General features: G+C 50.3%; 20 protein-coding genes. 10 read left to right on the top strand and 10 right to left on the bottom strand.

Features of this window, described 5'->3' with window-relative positions; all coding sequences use genetic code 11:
• Window positions 1-2 precede the first annotated feature (2 nt).
• From yciX to acnA, 3 genes are all read left to right on the top strand, one after another.
• The gene (gene yciX, locus FQ015_RS11135; protein ID WP_032302929.1) at window positions 3-170 is read left to right on the top strand and encodes a protein YciX; all 168 of its coding nucleotides are present in this window, start codon (window positions 3-5) and stop codon (window positions 168-170) included.
• Between the two features lie 113 nt (window positions 171-283).
• Window positions 284-379 carry a small membrane protein YmiC gene (gene ymiC, locus FQ015_RS11130; RefSeq protein ID WP_001310756.1) on the top strand — a complete coding sequence of 32 codons (96 nt, stop codon included), beginning with the start codon at window positions 284-286 and terminating at the stop codon, window positions 377-379.
• 163 nt (window positions 380-542) lie between these two features.
• Window positions 543-3,218 (top strand): aconitate hydratase AcnA, encoded by a 2,676-nt coding sequence (gene acnA, locus FQ015_RS11125; RefSeq protein WP_088542058.1) that lies wholly within the window; start codon window positions 543-545, stop codon window positions 3,216-3,218.
• Window positions 3,219-3,281: 63 nt separating this feature from the next.
• Here acnA and ribA read toward each other — a convergent pair whose 3' ends face one another.
• Complete coding sequence (gene ribA / locus FQ015_RS11120; protein ID WP_001176295.1) at window positions 3,282-3,872, bottom strand: GTP cyclohydrolase II; 591 nt, start codon at window positions 3,870-3,872, stop codon at window positions 3,282-3,284.
• Window positions 3,873-4,041: 169 nt separating this feature from the next.
• Between ribA and pgpB the strand changes: the two genes are divergently transcribed.
• From pgpB to yciH, 5 genes are all read left to right on the top strand, one after another.
• Window positions 4,042-4,806 (top strand): phosphatidylglycerophosphatase B, encoded by a 765-nt coding sequence (gene pgpB, locus FQ015_RS11115; protein WP_001256551.1) that lies wholly within the window; start codon window positions 4,042-4,044, stop codon window positions 4,804-4,806.
• Window positions 4,807-4,954: 148 nt separating this feature from the next.
• Window positions 4,955-5,263: a lipopolysaccharide assembly protein LapA gene (gene lapA / locus FQ015_RS11110; RefSeq protein ID WP_000876284.1), complete on the top strand. Its 309-nt coding sequence runs from the start codon at window positions 4,955-4,957 to the stop codon at window positions 5,261-5,263.
• Window positions 5,264-5,269: 6 nt separating this feature from the next.
• The gene (gene lapB, locus FQ015_RS11105) at window positions 5,270-6,439 is read left to right on the top strand and encodes a lipopolysaccharide assembly protein LapB (protein ID WP_000891338.1); all 1,170 of its coding nucleotides are present in this window, start codon (window positions 5,270-5,272) and stop codon (window positions 6,437-6,439) included.
• A gap of 191 nt (window positions 6,440-6,630) precedes the next feature.
• Window positions 6,631-7,368: an orotidine-5'-phosphate decarboxylase gene (pyrF, locus tag FQ015_RS11100; protein WP_000176265.1), complete on the top strand. Its 738-nt coding sequence runs from the start codon at window positions 6,631-6,633 to the stop codon at window positions 7,366-7,368.
• A complete protein-coding gene (gene yciH, locus FQ015_RS11095) occupies window positions 7,368-7,694 on the top strand; it encodes a stress response translation initiation inhibitor YciH (RefSeq protein ID WP_001353236.1) in 327 nt (108 codons plus the stop codon). The genes pyrF and yciH overlap by 1 nt, the downstream gene beginning before the upstream one ends.
• 125 nt (window positions 7,695-7,819) lie before the next feature.
• Here yciH and osmB read toward each other — a convergent pair whose 3' ends face one another.
• The 3 genes from osmB to FQ015_RS11080 form a co-directional block, all read right to left on the bottom strand.
• Window positions 7,820-8,038: an osmotically-inducible lipoprotein OsmB gene (osmB, locus tag FQ015_RS11090; RefSeq protein ID WP_000498253.1), complete on the bottom strand. Its 219-nt coding sequence runs from the start codon at window positions 8,036-8,038 to the stop codon at window positions 7,820-7,822.
• Window positions 8,039-8,306: 268 nt separating this feature from the next.
• Window positions 8,307-9,056 (bottom strand): DNA-binding transcriptional regulator YciT, encoded by a 750-nt coding sequence (gene yciT / locus FQ015_RS11085; RefSeq protein ID WP_001088604.1) that lies wholly within the window; start codon window positions 9,054-9,056, stop codon window positions 8,307-8,309.
• Between the two features lie 89 nt (window positions 9,057-9,145).
• Entirely contained in the window at window positions 9,146-9,319 is a 174-nt protein-coding gene (locus FQ015_RS11080; protein WP_001288368.1) for a YciZ family protein, read from the bottom strand.
• A gap of 37 nt (window positions 9,320-9,356) precedes the next feature.
• On the opposite strand from FQ015_RS11080, the gene ymiD reads away from it, so the two are divergent.
• Window positions 9,357-9,485 (top strand): protein YmiD, encoded by a 129-nt coding sequence (ymiD, locus tag FQ015_RS24190; RefSeq protein WP_213054491.1) that lies wholly within the window; start codon window positions 9,357-9,359, stop codon window positions 9,483-9,485.
• Here ymiD and pdeR read toward each other — a convergent pair.
• Entirely contained in the window at window positions 9,467-11,452 is a 1,986-nt protein-coding gene (gene pdeR / locus FQ015_RS11075; protein WP_160524058.1) for a cyclic di-GMP phosphodiesterase, read from the bottom strand. The genes ymiD and pdeR overlap by 19 nt on opposite strands.
• Before the next feature lie 53 nt (window positions 11,453-11,505).
• On the opposite strand from pdeR, the gene FQ015_RS11070 reads away from it, so the two are divergent.
• The gene (locus tag FQ015_RS11070) at window positions 11,506-11,610 is read left to right on the top strand and encodes a hypothetical protein (RefSeq protein ID WP_000221855.1); all 105 of its coding nucleotides are present in this window, start codon (window positions 11,506-11,508) and stop codon (window positions 11,608-11,610) included.
• A 76-nt stretch (window positions 11,611-11,686) separates the two neighbouring features.
• Here FQ015_RS11070 and FQ015_RS11065 read toward each other — a convergent pair whose 3' ends face one another.
• From FQ015_RS11065 to sapF, 5 genes are all read right to left on the bottom strand, one after another.
• Window positions 11,687-13,621: an exoribonuclease II gene (locus FQ015_RS11065; RefSeq protein ID WP_000484961.1), complete on the bottom strand. Its 1,935-nt coding sequence runs from the start codon at window positions 13,619-13,621 to the stop codon at window positions 11,687-11,689.
• Window positions 13,622-13,688: 67 nt separating this feature from the next.
• Window positions 13,689-14,816 (bottom strand): carboxymuconolactone decarboxylase family protein, encoded by a 1,128-nt coding sequence (locus FQ015_RS11060; protein ID WP_032302932.1) that lies wholly within the window; start codon window positions 14,814-14,816, stop codon window positions 13,689-13,691.
• Window positions 14,817-14,959: 143 nt separating this feature from the next.
• Complete coding sequence (fabI, locus tag FQ015_RS11055; RefSeq protein ID WP_000506490.1) at window positions 14,960-15,748, bottom strand: enoyl-ACP reductase FabI; 789 nt, start codon at window positions 15,746-15,748, stop codon at window positions 14,960-14,962.
• A 368-nt stretch (window positions 15,749-16,116) separates the two neighbouring features.
• Entirely contained in the window at window positions 16,117-16,479 is a 363-nt protein-coding gene (locus tag FQ015_RS11050) for a DUF559 domain-containing protein (RefSeq protein ID WP_000357889.1), read from the bottom strand.
• Window positions 16,480-16,549: 70 nt separating this feature from the next.
• The gene (gene sapF / locus FQ015_RS11045; RefSeq protein WP_000573406.1) at window positions 16,550-17,356 is read right to left on the bottom strand and encodes a peptide ABC transporter ATP-binding protein SapF; all 807 of its coding nucleotides are present in this window, start codon (window positions 17,354-17,356) and stop codon (window positions 16,550-16,552) included.
• Window position 17,357: the final 1 nt, after the last annotated feature.

Below are 17,357 nucleotides of genomic sequence, written 5' to 3'. Positions count from 1 at the left end.
CTATGGTCGGTCAGGAGCAACTGGAGTCGTCACCATTATGTCAGCATAGTGACAATGAACCAGTAACGAAACGGGAATGTTCCGTCGTTATTCCAGACGACTGGCAACTAACAACGCAGCAGCAAGCCTTTATAGAACTGTTTGCTGTAGATGATCAGCCGAAACAATAATTATCATCATTCTTATTACCCATTTTTAATGAATTAAAGGGCTTTTAATACACCGCAGCAATAACAGGTTGAGTTATCTCAACACAAAGTAATAACCGTTAAGGGTGTAGCCTATGATCAACACAAATATGAAATATTGGTCCTGGATGGGCGCATTTTCTCTGTCGATGCTCTTCTGGGCCGAACTCCTCTGGATCATTACTCACTGATTCCTGACCCCGCTGCGGCGGGGTTTTCATTTGCTTTGCCACAAGGTTTCTCCTCTTTTATCAATTTGGGTTGTTATCAAATCGTTACGCAATGTTTGTGTTATCTTTAATATTCACCCTGAAGAGAATCAGGGCTTCGCAACCCTGTCATTAAGGAGGAGCTATGTCGTCAACCCTACGAGAAGCCAGTAAGGACACGTTGCAGGCCAAAGATAAAACTTACCACTACTACAGCCTGCCGCTTGCTGCCAAATCACTGGGCGATATCACCCGTCTGCCTAAGTCACTCAAAGTTTTGCTCGAAAACCTGCTGCGCTGGCAGGATGGTAACTCGGTTACCGAAGAGGATATCTACGCGCTGGTGGGATGGCTGAAAAATGCCCATGCTGACCGTGAAATTGCCTACCGCCCGGCAAGGGTGCTGATGCAGGACTTTACCGGCGTACCTGCCGTTGTTGATCTGGCGGCAATGCGCGAAGCGGTTAAACGCCTTGGCGGCGATACTGCAAAGGTTAACCCGCTCTCACCGGTCGACCTGGTCATTGACCACTCGGTGACCGTCGATCGTTTTGGTGATGATGAGGCATTTGAAGAAAACGTGCGCCTGGAAATGGAGCGCAACCACGAACGTTATGTGTTCCTGAAATGGGGAAAGCAGGCGTTCAGTCGTTTTAGCGTCGTGCCGCCAGGCACAGGCATTTGCCATCAGGTTAACCTCGAATATCTCGGCAAAGCAGTGTGGAGCGAATTGCAGGACGGTGAATGGATTGCTTATCCGGATACACTCGTTGGTACTGACTCGCACACCACCATGATCAACGGCCTTGGCGTGCTGGGGTGGGGCGTTGGTGGGATCGAAGCCGAAGCCGCAATGTTAGGCCAGCCGGTTTCCATGCTTATCCCGGACGTAGTGGGCTTTAAACTCACCGGAAAATTACGTGAAGGTATTACCGCCACAGACCTGGTTCTCACCGTTACCCAAATGCTGCGCAAACATGGCGTGGTGGGGAAATTCGTCGAATTTTATGGTGATGGGCTGGATTCACTACCGCTGGCGGATCGCGCCACCATTGCCAATATGTCGCCAGAATATGGTGCCACCTGTGGCTTCTTCCCAATCGATGCTGTCACCCTCGATTACATGCGTTTAAGCGGGCGCAGCGAAGATCAGGTCGAGTTGGTCGAAAAATATGCCAAAGCGCAGGGCATGTGGCGAAACCCGGGCGATGAACCGATTTTTACCAGTACGTTAGAACTGGATATGAATGACGTTGAAGCGAGCCTGGCAGGGCCAAAACGCCCACAGGATCGCGTTGCACTGCCCGATGTACCAAAAGCATTTGCCGCCAGTAACGAACTGGAAGTAAATGCCACGCATAAAGATCGCCAGCCGGTCGATTATGTTATGAACGGACATCAGTATCAGTTACCTGATGGCGCGGTGGTCATTGCTGCGATAACGTCGTGCACCAACACCTCTAACCCAAGTGTGCTGATGGCCGCTGGTTTGCTGGCGAAAAAAGCTGTAACTCTGGGCCTCAAGCGGCAACCGTGGGTCAAAGCGTCGCTGGCACCAGGCTCGAAAGTCGTTTCTGATTATCTGGCAAAAGCGAAACTGACACCGTATCTGGATGAACTGGGATTTAACCTTGTGGGATACGGTTGTACCACCTGTATTGGTAACTCTGGTCCATTGCCCGATCCTATCGAAACGGCAATCAAAAAAGGCGATTTAACCGTCGGTGCGGTGCTGTCCGGCAACCGTAACTTTGAAGGCCGTATCCATCCGCTGGTTAAAACTAACTGGCTGGCCTCGCCGCCGCTGGTGGTTGCCTATGCGCTGGCGGGAAATATGAATATTAACCTCGCTTCTGAGCCTATTGGTCACGATCGTAAAGGCGATCCGGTATATCTGAAAGATATCTGGCCATCGGCACAAGAAATTGCCCGTGCGGTAGAACAAGTCTCCACAGAAATGTTCCGCAAAGAGTACGCAGAAGTTTTTGAAGGCACGGCGGAATGGAAAGAGATTAACGTTGCGCGATCCGATACCTACGGTTGGCAGGAGGATTCAACCTATATTCGCTTATCGCCTTTCTTTGATGAAATGCAGGCAACACCAGCACCTGTGGAAGATATTCACGGTGCGCGGATCCTCGCAATGCTGGGGGATTCGGTTACCACTGACCACATTTCTCCGGCGGGCAGCATTAAGCCCGATAGCCCGGCGGGGCGATATCTACAAGGTCGGGGTGTTGAGCGCAAAGACTTTAACTCCTACGGTTCGCGGCGTGGTAACCATGAAGTGATGATGCGCGGCACCTTCGCCAATATTCGCATCCGTAATGAAATGGTGCCTGGCGTTGAAGGGGGGATGACGCGGCATTTACCTGACAGCGAGGTCATCTCTATTTATGATGCCGCGATGCGCTATAAGCAGGAACAAACGCCGCTGGCGGTGATTGCCGGGAAAGAGTATGGATCAGGCTCCAGCCGTGACTGGGCAGCAAAAGGTCCGCGTCTGCTTGGCATTCGTGTTGTGATTGCCGAATCGTTTGAACGAATTCACCGCTCGAATTTAATTGGCATGGGCATCCTGCCGCTGGAATTTCCGCAAGGCGTGACGCGTAAAACGTTAGGGCTAATCGGGGAAGAGAAGATTGATATTGTCGATCTGCAAAGTCTACAACCCGGTGCGACGGTTCCGGTGACGTTTACGCGCGCGGATGGTAGCCAGGAAGTCGTACCCTGCCGTTGTCGTATCGACACCGCGACGGAGTTGACCTACTACCAGAACGACGGCATTTTGCATTATGTCATTCGTAATATGTTGAAGTAACGAGTATTTGCTTGCCGGTTATTTTGCTTCCGGCAAGCAAATGAATTACACAATGCAAGAGGGTTATTTGTTCAGCAAATGACCCATTTTCTCGGCTTTGGTATCGAGATAATGTTCGTTATTGGGGTTACGACCTACAATCAACGGTACGCGTTCAACAATATTAATCCCTGCTTCGGTCAGAATTTCGACTTTTTTCGGGTTGTTGGTTAACAAGCGGACTTCATTGACGCCAAGGAGTTTGAACATATCAGCGCAAAGAGTGAAGTCGCGCTCATCAGCGGCGAAGCCTAACTGGTGGTTAGCCTCTACAGTATCGTAACCTTGATCCTGCAGTGCATAAGCGCGGATTTTATTCAGCAGACCAATGTTACGACCTTCCTGACGGTGATACAGCAAAATACCACGGCCTTCTTCGGCAATTTGCGTCAGTGCCGCTTCGAGCTGGAAGCCACAATCGCAGCGCAAGCTGAACAGGGCGTCACCGGTCAGACATTCGGAATGGACGCGCGCAAGTACCGGGGTATGCCCGGAAATATCGCCATAGACTAGCGCGACATGATCGTGTCCGGTTGCCAGTTCTTCAAATCCCACCATCAGGAAATCGCCCCATGGGGTTGGCAGTTTGGCTTCTGCCACACGTTTAAGCTGCATGAAATTCTCCAGATAATGCTGGTTCTGTATTGGCTTATTTTGCCATAACGAGAAGGGGTTCACCTAATCACGACGCGTCGATCGTTCACGGAATGGCACAAATCTGTCAATTTTTCCCGGAACTGGCATTTTCAGTTATGATTGTGGGACTTATCAAAAAGGAGATGCCATGCGTTCGATTGCCAGACGTACCGCAGTGGGAGCTGCACTATTGCTTGTTATGCCGGTAGCCGTATGGATTTCTGGCTGGCGTTGGCAACCTGGAGAACAAAGTTGGCTACTAAAAGCGGCTTTTTGGGTTACTGAAACTGTCACTCAGCCCTGGGGCGTCATTACACATTTGATTTTATTCGGCTGGTTTCTCTGGTGTCTGCGTTTTCGCATTAAGGCTGCCATTATGTTATTTGCCATTCTGGCGGCGGCAATCCTTGTGGGACAAGGCGTTAAATCCTGGATCAAAGACAAAGTCCAGGAACCACGACCTTTTGTAATCTGGCTGGAAAAAACACATCATATTCCGGTTGATGAGTTCTACACTTTAAAGCGAGCAGAACGCGGAAATTTAGTGAAAGAACAGTTGGCTGAAGAGAATAATATCCCACAATATTTGCGTTCACACTGGCAGAAAGAGACGGGGTTTGCCTTTCCTTCCGGTCACACGATGTTTGCTGCCAGTTGGGCGCTGTTGGCCGTTGGGTTGCTGTGGCCGCGTCGGCGAACGTTAACCATTGCTATCTTGCTGGTCTGGGCAACAGGAGTCATGGGAAGCCGCCTGCTACTCGGGATGCATTGGCCGCGCGATCTGGTGGTAGCTACGTTGATTTCGTGGGCGCTGGTGGCGGTGGCAACGTGGCTTGCACAACGAATTTGTGGGCCATTAACACCACCTGCGGAAGAAAATCGCGAAATTGCGCAACGAGAACAAGAAAGTTAACGCTGGTTGATTTTCCGAATTTAGCCCTTAAATCATCAACAATGCGCGTGGTTGCCATTTCGCAGACGGCGCGAAAATGGTACTTTAAAGGGCTATTGCGGTAAGTTGACCATAATTTATTCGCTCTAACCACATAACGGGAAGTAATGTGAAATATTTACTCATTTTCTTACTGGTGTTAGCGATCTTCGTGATTTCGGTCACGTTGGGTGCGCAGAACGATCAACAGGTGACGTTTAATTATCTGTTAGCGCAAGGGGAGTACCGTATTTCCACATTGCTGGCGGTATTGTTTGCTGCGGGGTTTGCTATCGGTTGGCTGATTTGCGGCCTGTTCTGGCTGCGAGTTCGTGTTTCCCTGGCGCGCGCTGAACGTAAAATAAAGCGACTGGAAAACCAGCTTTCACCCGCGACTGACGTGGCTGTAGCGCCGCATTCGTCAGCGGCGAAGGAATAACTTTCTATGCTGGAGTTGTTGTTTCTGCTTTTGCCTGTAGCCGCTGCCTATGGCTGGTATATGGGCCGCAGAAGTGCGCAACAAAACAAGCAAGATGAAGCCAACCGCTTGTCGCGTGATTACGTAGCGGGGGTTAACTTTCTGCTTAGTAATCAACAGGATAAAGCGGTAGACCTGTTTCTCGATATGCTTAAAGAGGATACGGGTACCGTTGAAGCCCACCTTACGCTCGGAAACCTGTTCCGTTCGCGTGGCGAAGTTGATCGCGCTATTCGCATCCATCAGACCCTAATGGAAAGCGCCTCGCTGACCTATGAACAGCGTCTGTTGGCGATTCAACAACTGGGGCGTGATTACATGGCCGCCGGGTTATACGACCGCGCGGAAGACATGTTCAATCAACTGACCGATGAAACTGACTTCCGCATTGGCGCGCTGCAACAGTTGCTACAAATCTACCAGGCTACCAGCGAGTGGCAGAAAGCAATTGATGTTGCCGAACGCCTGGTGAAGCTGGGTAAAGATAAGCAGCGCGTCGAAATTGCTCATTTCTACTGCGAGTTAGCCCTACAGCATATGGCCAGCGACGATCTCGATCGTGCCATGGCCTTGTTAAAAAAAGGTGCGGCGGCAGATAAAAACAGCGCCCGCGTATCCATCATGATGGGACGCGTATTTATGGCGAAAGGAGAATACGCCAAAGCCGTCGAAAGTTTGCAACGCGTGATATCCCAGGACAGAGAACTGGTCAGCGAAACGCTGGAAATGCTGCAAACCTGCTACCAGCAGTTGGGTAAAACTGCCGAATGGGCAGAGTTCCTGCAGCGCGCGGTGGAAGAGAACACCGGTGCCGATGCTGAACTAATGCTTGCGGACATCATCGAAGCGCGCGACGGTAGTGAGGCCGCACAGGTCTATATTACGCGTCAGCTTCAGCGTCATCCGACCATGCGTGTGTTCCATAAGCTAATGGATTACCACTTAAATGAAGCGGAAGAAGGGCGTGCTAAAGAGAGTCTGATGGTGCTGCGTGACATGGTTGGCGAGAAGGTGCGTAGTAAGCCTCGTTATCGCTGCCAGAAATGTGGTTTTACCGCATACACCCTCTACTGGCATTGTCCATCTTGTCGGGCCTGGTCAACCATTAAACCGATTCGCGGTCTTGATGGCCTGTAATTTTTAAAAAAATCCGACTTTAGTTACAACATACTAATTATTGATGTTCCATTGTGCTCCGGTAACTCGGGCGCAGAAAAGCCTGCCAGGGGAGAAATCGCAACTGTTAATTTTTTATTTCCACGGGTAGAATGCTCGCCGTTTACCTGTTTCGCGCCACTTCCGGTGCCCATCATCAAGAAGGTCTGGTCATGACGTTAACTGCTTCATCTTCTTCCCGCGCTGTTACGAATTCTCCTGTGGTTGTTGCCCTTGATTATCATAATCGTGATGCCGCGCTGGCCTTTGTCGACAAGATCGACCCACGCGATTGTCGTCTGAAAGTCGGCAAAGAGATGTTTACGCTGTTTGGACCTCAATTTGTACGCGAACTTCAACAGCGTGGTTTTGATATCTTCCTCGACCTGAAATTTCACGATATTCCCAACACTGCAGCGCACGCTGTCGCTGCTGCAGCTGACTTAGGCGTGTGGATGGTGAATGTTCACGCCTCCGGTGGGGCGCGTATGATGACCGCAGCGCGTGAGGCACTCGTCCCGTTTGGCAAAGATGCACCGCTTTTGATTGCTGTGACGGTGTTGACCAGCATGGAAGCCAGCGACCTGGCCGATCTTGGCGTGACGCTGTCACCTGCAGATTATGCAGAACGTCTGGCGGCACTGACGCAAAAATGTGGCCTTGATGGTGTGGTGTGTTCTGCTCAGGAAGCTGTGCGCTTTAAACAGGTATTCGGTCAGGAGTTCAAACTGGTTACGCCGGGCATTCGTCCGCAGGGGAGTGAAGCTGGTGACCAGCGCCGCATTATGACGCCAGAACAGGCGTTGGCGGCTGGTGTTGATTATATGGTGATTGGTCGCCCGGTAACGCAATCGGTAGATCCAGCGCAAACGCTGAAAGCGATCAACGCCTCTTTACAGCGGAGTGCATGATGAGTGATTCCAACAGCCGTCTGGTCTACTCAACGGAAACCGGACGTATTGATGAGCCAAAAGCGGCCCCTGTACGCCCTAAAGGCGACGGTGTGGTGCGTATTCAGCGTCAGACCAGTGGACGTAAAGGTAAGGGCGTTTGCTTGATTACCGGTGTCGATCTCGATGATGCCGAACTGACAAAACTGGCAGCGGAACTGAAGAAAAAATGCGGCTGCGGCGGGGCAGTTAAAGATGGAATTATTGAAATCCAGGGTGATAAGCGCGATTTATTAAAATCACTGCTTGAAGCGAAAGGGATGAAGGTAAAACTCGCCGGCGGTTAACATAAAAAGCCACGGATATATCCGTGGCTTTAGAATATTTTACTGTGTGTATTATTCAGTTATTTCGTACTGAACAGAATCAAGCGTATTATAATTGCGAGTCGATAATCGACATTTATTTACGATTATTTACCGACCTGGTGACCAATAACACCACCGACGGCTGCACCACCTAATGTACCCAGCGTACTGCCATCGGTCAGTACTGCACCGCCTAATGCACCTGCGCCCGCGCCAATTGCGGTGTTACGGTCTCGTTTAGACCAGTTAGAACAGGCACTCAGAGACATTGCCAGGGTAATTGCCAGAACAGCCGCGGTCATTTTTTTGCTCGTTACAAACATAATACTCTCTCCTGAATTTATGATTCACGGAAGTAAGCTCTCTATAACTATAATAGCTAAGAATAAGCCTGGTGAAATTATTCCGTGAAATCCGCTCGCGCGCAGGGTTATATCACGCAGGTGATAATGACTTCCTGTTATATCGCTGATAATAATTTTATATCTTGAGAGTGTTAATAACAGGTAAATAGTCTTAATTATCAACCAGGAATCATCTTAGAGCGGATGATTTGCAAAACAGCAAATCATCCGTAGAGAAGGGAAATGGTTAAATGTCAACGACGTGAACGGTGAGTTTACTGTGCTCAAGATGCATCAGATCGCTGGCGCGTATTTTCGAATCGGTAATCACGCGATTGAATCGCTCAACGGGGCCGATGGAGTATGAATGTACAGCACCAAATTTCGAACTGTCAGTCAGGACTATCGCTTCGCACTCTTTTTCCAGCACGGCATTGACCACATCGGTACGCATCATATCGCGACCGGTAAACCCAGTTTCAGGCTGCCAGCCATCAATACCAATAAATGCCTTGCTGAAATGCACCTGTTGGATGCACTGGCGTGTCAAAGGACCAACCATACTTTCGCTTTTTTTCTGGTACACGCCACCGAGCAAAATGACTTCACAAGGCGCGTCTTTCAGCAAATGCGCGATGTAGCTGCTGACCGTGATGATCGTGACATTTTTCTTCTGCTCGCCCAGAGTCCGGGCGAGCAGGGCATTGCTGCTGCCATTTTCGATAAAGATGGTTTCGCCCGGTTGAACCAGTGACGCGGCAAACTCGGCGAGTTCACGCTTCAGCGTATAGTTGTTCATCATACGGGTTTCGACGTCATCACTATCAAGCGAAACTGCAAAACCATGTGCACGGCGGAGGTAACTCAGTTTTTCGAGGGTGTTGAGATCCTGGCGAATGGTAACTTCAGAAACTCCAGTGGCTTTTGCCAGATCGGTTACGCTAACCTGACCCTGGTCAATGACCATCTGTAGAATAGTTTGTTGTCGGGAATTCATCGCTGTAATTCTTATAACGTTATAATACTTAATAAAAAAATACTGACGCGCCGGGCATCCTCAAATAGGAAAACCTGAAGGCACGATTGTTAAATCTCCCACGGTGCCTTCGGGATGTCTGGCGTAGATTCAGCAACCTGGCGCAAGAGTTCTGCTTTAAGTATCTCGAGATTATGGATCGCAGAGTGGTAATCGCCTGCCACAAGGATATCTAACACAATATCAATACGTTCGGCAACGCGCTGGGCATCAAATTCAGACATCAAGGACATCCTTTTAGCAAAAGGGGGAAAATGAATAATGCAAAAATTGCCGCTAAAAGAGAAGTGTTTAACGGCAACGGCTAATTATCATCCGGGAATACGATATATAATGACGGAATATATCGCTAAGTATATATATTCATCTACTTATGAGCGCTTCAGATAGCGTTTATACCAGCGTTCGAAGGCGACGGCGGGCATCGGTTTGGCAAACAAAAATCCTTGCCGCTCATTGATCCCGTTCTTGGTTAAAAAAGCATCTTCCTTTTTACTCTCCACTCCTTCAGCGATCACCTGAAGATTCAATGCCTGGGCCACAGCGACGATCGCCCGGACCAGCGACTGCGATACAGGTTGTTTGTGAATATCTCGAACAAAAACCTGGTCAAGTTTAATCGCATCGATCGGAAAGCGCGCCAGTTGCGAAAGTGAAGAGTAGCCGGTACCAAAATCGTCCAGATGCACTTGCGCACCTAGTTGGCTAAATTGTTGAATAACAGACAGTGCCAGTTCATCATTCTCAATCAGGCAGCTCTCCGTCAGTTCAACATCAATAGGGCAGTATTCAAAATTGAGTTCCTGGAGAACCTGTTTCAGGGCGGTGAAAATGGTTTGATCGGCGAGCTGACGTGCAGAAATGTTTACCGCCACTCGCAGGTTAATGCCTTTATCCCGCCACTTCGCCACCTGGCGTACGACATCGAGAATCACCCAACGGCCTAAAGGCACAATTAGCCCTGACTCTTCGGCGTAGGAAATAAAGTCCAACGGTGGAATCAACCCACGTTCAGGTGACTGCCAACGTACTAAAGCTTCCAGACTGCGTACTTCGCCACGCCAGGTGATTTTCGGTTGATAGTGAATAACCAACTGATCGTTTTCCAGTGCTTTACGCAAGTTGGTATCCAGCCAGAGATATTCAAATACCCGCTGATTCATTTCTGGGGTAAAAACGCAAAATTGTCCTCGTCCGCCTTCCTTCGCTGTGTACATTGCTGTGTCGGCGTGACGAATAATAGCCGCGCTGTCCGAACCATGTTCGGGAGAGAGTGAAATACCCACTGAACAGCTGGTATAAACTTCAATTAAACCAATGCGGAAGGGGAGTCGTAAGTGGGTCAAAATTCGTGATGCCATTGCTTCCAGCGCGCTTTGTGAGGTATTGGATGCCAGTACCAGAAACTCATCGCCACCTGGACGCGCCAACACCTGATCATGTTCGAGACAGCTTAAAATGGCCAATGACACTTCGCGTAATAGCTGGTCGCCAAACAAATGCCCATAAGCGTCGTTGACCTTTTTAAAATTATCCAAATCAAGATACACAACCCCAACTTTATTGTTATCTGCCTGATTAATGGCGTGATCGATTAACTCCTGCATTGCGTTACGATTCGGCAGTCCGGTGATACTATCGGTATTTGCCAGAATACGCAGTCGCTCCTGAGCGCGGCGCTCTTCGGTAATGTCGGTGCCGGAACAGATTAAAAAAATCTCGTTCTTGCCACTGCCGCTGTGGACAAATTTATTGCGAAACAGAAACAGCCGCTGGCCTTTACGTGTTGGTATCCACAGTTCGACTTCATATGCATTGCCGCTTCGAAAAAATACACGGTTATTGCGCCTGGATGCCGCAGCTTCACGACGGCTCATAAACAGTTTAAACACGCTTTGCCCAATGACGTCGTGTTCTTTCAACCCTGTGTAATCTTCACATAACCGATTGAAGCGTTGGATATTCCCCCGACTGTCGAGAATCACTATTGCGGAATGTGCTTCAGAAACTACCTGCTCAGCAAAGGAAAGCCCGTGTGATAAATCACGAGCAACCGCCGGTGTGTCATGCCATGCCGACGCGTTGCCAGCCCATTCCCGTTTATTGATTTTTCGTCCTACCAGATGCACAGAAAGATCGCTTTCATCGACGGTCAGACTCATCATCAGGCTGGAAGTGATGACCGTCATTTCCCTGATGCGAGCAGCCTGTTCGGCAGATAACTGCAACGTACGTTCAGGTTCTGTGGTTTCGGTGGTAGAAAAGCGCAAAACATCGCTGCTTTCCGTCAACCGCCAGTATGGATTGTGCGATCCGAGAAAGTTGTACAACGTTGTGGACTCCCTAACGGTTTTCATGATGCATATCCTCCGGTTAACAGCGGAGTCCGCGGTTAAATAAAAGGAACAACATGACTTACATGAAATTAACGGCGGCTAAACGCATTGTTTTTTTTATCTATTTATTTGTAATCCAGTTTTGGAAAAACGCCAGTTTTCAAACGAAAGTCAGTTAAAAATCTGCCGGGATATGGCGAAGGTGGAGCGGGGAAATAAACGGCCCATTCATGAGGAATGGGCCGTGAAAGGAGATTACGCGACCGGGCGTGCAATAATGCTGCGGGTTTCCATGCGGACTTCGGCAATGGTGACGTCAATAACGTCGGTCACTTTGTAAGCCGTTTCACCTTTAATTTGTACAGTGCCGTTTTCCTGGCTGCAAACCAGTTCATCGCGCACAGCGTGTAAGAAAGGTGCTGGAATAAAGGCGATAGCGCCGTTATCAACCAAACGCACACGCATGCCGCCACGGCTGATATCGACAATTTCCGCCGCGAAACGGGTGTCAGTCCCGGCTTTGTCTTTCAGGAAGCGTGCGTATAACCAGTCGCCAACATCACGTTCTGCCATTCGGTTGAGACGGCGACGCTCGGCCATTTGGACAGTGATTTCATCCTGCGGACGCGTCGCAGTTTCGCCTTTGATAACCGCTTTCAGCAGACGGTGGTTGATCATGTCGCCATATTTACGGATTGGCGAAGTCCAGGTGGCGTATGCTTCCAGACCGAGGCCAAAGTGAGGACCGGGTTCAGTGCTAATTTCAGCAAATGACTGGAAGCGACGAATGCGGCTGTCGAGGAAACCAGTTGGTTGCGCATCCAGTTCACGACGCAGTTTGCAGAAACCGTCCAGCGTGAGCACTTCTTCGGCATCGACATGCAGACCGTGGGTTTTCAGCAACGCCGCCAGCGCGTCGGCATTCGCCGGATCAAAGCCCATATGCACGTTATAGATGCCAAAACCGAGCTTATCGCGCAGTACGCGGGCCGCACAAATGTTAGCGGCAATCATCGCTTCTTCGACGATACGATTGGCAATGCGACGAGGCTCGGCGACGATATCCAGCACTTCACCTTTTTCACCGAGAATAAAGCGGTAATCCGGGCGATCTTTAAATACCAGTGCGTGGTTATTACGCCACTCGCCACGGCGTTGGCAAATTTGCGCTAACAAACGGACTTGTTCGGCAATTGCTTCACTTTCAGGCTGCCAGTCACCGGTATTTTCCAGCCAGTCAGAGACCTGGTCATACACCAGCTTCGCTTTGGATTCGATGGTGGCGGCAAAGAATTCGATATTATCTTCAATGGTGCCATCAGCGGAGAGCGTCATGCGGCATGCCAGTACCGGGCGGACTTCATTGGCGCGCAGTGAGCAGAGATCGTCAGAAAGCTCGCGAGGCAGCATAGGGATGTTGAAGCCAGGCAGATAGTTGGTGAATGCGCGAATTTTCGCGGCTTTGTCCAGCTTGCTGCCTTCAGCAATCCACGCGGTTGGATCGGCAATCGCCACAATCAGCTGAAGTTTGTCATCCGGCAACGCCTTAGCGAAAAGGGCGTCATCCATATCTTCTGTGCTGGCACTGTCGATGGTGACAAAATCCAGCGCTGTCAGATCTTCACGAACCAGACCTTCATCGAGCATTTCGGTAGCGACGCCGTCTGGTGCTTCTTTTTCCAGGTTATGGCGCGCCAGGGTAACCCACCACGGTACAAAGTGGTCGTCACCAAAAGTGATGTATTGTGTCAGTTCAGCATAGAAAGAACGATCGCCTTTCAGCGGATGACGGCGCATTTCGGCAACCGCCCAGTCGCCTTCTTTAAACTCGTGGGTCAGGCCACGGGCTGCGCGACAAGGAATAGCGTCTTTTAACAGTGGATGATCAGGAACGATGGCCAGACGGTCATTTTTGCCCTGGACTTTACCCACGAAACGAGTCAGAAACGGCTCAACCAGTTCTTCTGGCTCTGCGGATTCACGATCTTTTTCACTGTGGATCACTGCGATAATTCGGTCGCCATGCATGACTTTTTTCATCTGCGGCGGCGGAATGAAATAACTTTTTTGCGCGTCGACTTCCAGGAAGCCAAAGCCTTTTTCTGTGGCTTTTACCACCCCTTCAGCGCGTGGCGTCTGGGAATGCAGTTGCTGTTTAAGCTGCGCTAGCAGCGGGTTGTCCTGAAACATAATTGTCTATTTTGGTGGCCATTAGAGCGGCTGACAGTTTTACGCGAATCTGTCTGACGCAGCAAGGTTAATATGTCTCACCCAATGCGATTTTTAAGCGATTTATCCAGCCACACATCCCGCTCCATACCAGCAGATTAATAATCTGCGTTGATGATTTTTCGTGTTCGAGTAATGGACTGAATTGGGCTGCGCTAAAGCGATCGGGTGCTCGGGTCAGCCATTGTATCGCCTGAACGGTAGCGCGCTCAACAGAATGACGGTCAGCCCATTGGTTAATTTCATTTTCGCCCTTGCGCAGAAGGGGGCTGATTTTTTTATATTCATTTGATGAATTCATACAGGCAGCAAAACAAGCAGGACTGCCATTAATACGCGCGCATAACAACGCCGCAAGCTTATTATCCGGCTGTGTATTGACCCGTGTGCTGTTTAACAACTTTTCGAGAAGGGAAAGTGAAATAGGGTGGAGAGAGAGTGTTTCGGTCAGTTGGCAAAGTTCTGCATTAGAACTTTTTGTGTGCTCTTCAGGTAGTTTTTCCACCTCATAGCTGCTTCGCCAGCGTATTGATTCATCAGCAAACAGTGACGCGTCGGCGTAGTTTTGTATCTCCAGACCGGGTAACCAGCGTACCGAATGCCCGAGATAAGCCTGAAATGTCGCAATTGTCCGCGCCTGAAAGCCAATAAAACCAATTATTTGGTTGATTATCACACAGTCCCAGGCAGTAAGACCGACGTCATTCAGATGTTGGCGCGATCGGTTGTCGATAATAGAAGGCGAGCTGGCCAGTTGGCGGGCATATTGCGTGATTTGTGCCAACCGATGATTGCTTTCCCTGGAGGAATCAGGTCCGGGGAGCGGTGTAAGTCGCGCCGAATAGTAGTTGCACAACCGCTGGACGCCGCAAACCTGAGCAACCGTCAGGGCCGTCGACAAACGTTCATAAGCGGTGAAGGTCTGTGAACGGGTCACAGTAAGCTGGTCAGGGAACAACTCCGCTGCAAGAATGCGCGCCGGGACCATCCATGAAAGGAAGGGGGCCAGCGTTTCTTCATCAAGGATCACGTCGAGCAGAAAGGGATCGCGAACCTTTGCGGCTTCCGGGACCAGAGGCAGAACGTCATTCTCCGCAGTACTGGATTGCGTTTCATGATACCAGTGGCTTTTGCCGGTGATGTGGCGTTGTTCCATGGGCGCTCCTTGGTCGTAAAGGAAATCGTTATCCTGACGCAAGGCGGGAAGGGGAGAAAGACGGATCGGCGATAACAAATATCAGAAAGGTATAACAGAGATAACGGGCGGCAGAACGCCGCCCATCTTGACCAACAGAACGATTATTTCAGTTCGAGTTCGTTCATTGCAGCGATGCTGAAACCGCCGTCAACGTGGACCACTTCACCGGAGATACCGGCAGAGAGATCGGAGCACAGGAATGCCGCAGAGTTACCCACATCTTCAATAGTAACGGTACGGCGAATCGGGGTAACGGCTTCGCAATGAGCCAGCATTTTGCGGAAATCTTTGATACCGGAAGCCGCCAGAGTACGGATCGGACCAGCAGAGATGGCGTTAACACGCACACCTTCCGGACCCATCGCGTTCGCCATATAGCGCACGTTCGCTTCCAGAGACGCTTTTGCCAGACCCATAACGTTGTAGTTCGGGATAGCGCGCTCAGCGCCAAGGTAGGAAAGGGTCAGCAGGGCAGAACCCGGATTCAGCATGGAGCGGCAAGCTTTTGCCATTGCAACGAAGCTGTAGGAGCTGATGTCGTGGGCAATTTTGAAGCCTTCACGAGTAACGGCGTTAACATAGTCACCATCCAGCTGATCGCCAGGTGCAAAACCAATAGAGTGTACGAAACCGTCAAATTTCGGCCAAACTTTCCCCAGTTCAGCGAACATGGTGTCGATGCTGGCATCTTCGGCAACATCGCACTGCAGAACGATGTCAGAACCCAATTGAGCGGCAAATTCTTCTACGCGGCCTTTCAGTTTGTCGTTCTGGTAGGTGAATGCCAGTTCAGCTCCTTCGCGGTGCATCGCCTGAGCGATACCGTAGGCGATGGACAGTTTGCTGGCAACACCGGTTACCAGAATGCGCTTACCGGAAAGAAAACCCATAGCTTTAATCCTTATTGTTGATGCTTGTTGTGCCTGAAAATCAGGCGATTCGTCGTTTTAGTAAACAGTACGAACAGATAAACGGTTATTATAATCAACCTGGCTGTGGGTGGCTATAGTTGCCAGGTCTGACCGGAGCAGGGCGCGGGCAGGGTGGGCGCTTTTCCCCTCACCCTAACCCTCTCCCCAGAGGGGCGAGGGGACCGATTGTGCGCGTTGTCACCCCAGCAACAAACAGGCACATACAGCCCCCATGCCCTTTCAGGGAGAGGGTAACAGGCGGCTCAGTTCCTGCAGAATGATCCCCGGCACCGCTTGTTCATTTGCCTGCGCAGCAACAAACAGGCACATACAGCCCCCTCGCCCTTTCAGGGAGAGGGTTGGGGTGAGGGTGACCGGCGGCTCAGTTCCTGCAGAATCTCCCCCAGAACCGCCTCTTCATTATGATCGATCTCGTTATTCCAGAAACGCAGCACGGTCCAGCCCTGGGACTCAAGCCAGCGCGTGCGCCTGGTATCATACGCGATAGCTGAATCATGTTGCCCACCATCAAGCTCTACCGCTAAACGTGCAGAGCAACAGGCAAAATCGAGAATGTAATTCCCCACCGGATGTTGACGGCGAAATTTGAAATCAGCAAAACGTCGGCTGCGAAGATATCGCCAGAACTTTCGCTCCTGCGGGGTGAGGTTGCGTCTTAAATCGCGGGCATTTGCTTTTATTTTATCCATCCCTTCATTCTGACAGGATGAATTTCCCTGTCAGAATGAGGTGAATATTCTGCAAGCTTGATTCAGAAAATTAACGGTCCTTACGCCACGCATCCGCCGTCAATGCCTCGCCAAAATGACCGGCAATCAGTCGTTTAGTGAGGTCGTGCAGCGGAGAGGCGAGCACATCCGCAGTACTACCTCGCTCGACAACCTCGCCCTGATGCATCACCAGTACCTGGTCGCTAATGTGCTTCATCATCCCAATATGCTGGGTGACATAAATATACGAAATGCCCTGTTTTTCCTGTAATTCCAGCATCAGATTAATCAACTGCGAACGCATCGACATATCCAGTGAGGCGAGGGCTTCATCGGCAATAATCACTTTTGGACGCAATATCAGCGCGCGCGCCAGACCCAGACGCTGTTTTTGCCCGGGTGCTAACATATGCGGATAGTAACTGACGTGATCCGGTAGCAGCCCAACCATACGCATCGTTTCAATAATCTGTTTGCGACGCTGTTCCGGTTCCAGGTCGGTGTTCAGGCGCAGTGGAAAATCCAGAATTTGCGAGATACGTTGACGGGGATTCAACGAGGTCGAAGGATCCTGAAAAATCATGCGAATACGCTGACTGCGGAAGGAATAATCGCCAAAATGCAGCGGATGATCGTCAATCAATAACTCGCCGCTGGTAGGTTCTATCATTCCCGCCAGCATTTTTGCCAGCGTGGATTTACCAGAACCATTCTCGCCAATGATCGCCAGTGTCTGGCCTTCACGTAGCGTAAAGCTCAAGGGTTTTACCGCTTCTACGGTCTGACGACGAAACCAGCCGGTCCGGTAGCGGAACGTTTTACTTAAATTACGCACTTCAAGCAGCGTTTCGATCATC

This window comes from Escherichia sp. HH26CH, from assembly GCF_009820205.1.
Classification (GTDB): Bacteria; Pseudomonadota; Gammaproteobacteria; order Enterobacterales; family Enterobacteriaceae; genus Escherichia; species Escherichia coli_F.
This window is presented reverse-complemented; position numbering and strand designations above follow the sequence as displayed.

Coding starts and splice junctions, on each gene's coding strand:
- yciX (WP_032302929.1), top strand. CDS start 3: ATGGTCGGTCAGGAGCAACTGGAGTCGTCACCATTATGTCAGCATAGT.
- ymiC (WP_001310756.1), top strand. CDS start 284: ATGATCAACACAAATATGAAATATTGGTCCTGGATGGGCGCATTTTCT.
- acnA (WP_088542058.1), top strand. CDS start 543: ATGTCGTCAACCCTACGAGAAGCCAGTAAGGACACGTTGCAGGCCAAA.
- ribA (WP_001176295.1), bottom strand. CDS start 3,872: ATGCAGCTTAAACGTGTGGCAGAAGCCAAACTGCCAACCCCATGGGGC.
- pgpB (WP_001256551.1), top strand. CDS start 4,042: ATGCGTTCGATTGCCAGACGTACCGCAGTGGGAGCTGCACTATTGCTT.
- lapB (WP_000891338.1), top strand. CDS start 5,270: ATGCTGGAGTTGTTGTTTCTGCTTTTGCCTGTAGCCGCTGCCTATGGC.
- pyrF (WP_000176265.1), top strand. CDS start 6,631: ATGACGTTAACTGCTTCATCTTCTTCCCGCGCTGTTACGAATTCTCCT.
- yciH (WP_001353236.1), top strand. CDS start 7,368: ATGAGTGATTCCAACAGCCGTCTGGTCTACTCAACGGAAACCGGACGT.
- osmB (WP_000498253.1), bottom strand. CDS start 8,038: ATGTTTGTAACGAGCAAAAAAATGACCGCGGCTGTTCTGGCAATTACC.
- yciT (WP_001088604.1), bottom strand. CDS start 9,056: ATGAATTCCCGACAACAAACTATTCTACAGATGGTCATTGACCAGGGT.
- FQ015_RS11080 (WP_001288368.1), bottom strand. CDS start 9,319: ATGTCTGAATTTGATGCCCAGCGCGTTGCCGAACGTATTGATATTGTG.
- ymiD (WP_213054491.1), top strand. CDS start 9,357: ATGCAAAAATTGCCGCTAAAAGAGAAGTGTTTAACGGCAACGGCTAAT.
- pdeR (WP_160524058.1), bottom strand. CDS start 11,452: ATGAAAACCGTTAGGGAGTCCACAACGTTGTACAACTTTCTCGGATCG.
- FQ015_RS11070 (WP_000221855.1), top strand. CDS start 11,506: ATGACTTACATGAAATTAACGGCGGCTAAACGCATTGTTTTTTTTATC.
- FQ015_RS11065 (WP_000484961.1), bottom strand. CDS start 13,621: ATGTTTCAGGACAACCCGCTGCTAGCGCAGCTTAAACAGCAACTGCAT.
- FQ015_RS11060 (WP_032302932.1), bottom strand. CDS start 14,816: ATGGAACAACGCCACATCACCGGCAAAAGCCACTGGTATCATGAAACG.
- fabI (WP_000506490.1), bottom strand. CDS start 15,748: ATGGGTTTTCTTTCCGGTAAGCGCATTCTGGTAACCGGTGTTGCCAGC.
- FQ015_RS11050 (WP_000357889.1), bottom strand. CDS start 16,479: ATGGATAAAATAAAAGCAAATGCCCGCGATTTAAGACGCAACCTCACC.
- sapF (WP_000573406.1), bottom strand. CDS start 17,356: ATGATCGAAACGCTGCTTGAAGTGCGTAATTTAAGTAAAACGTTCCGC.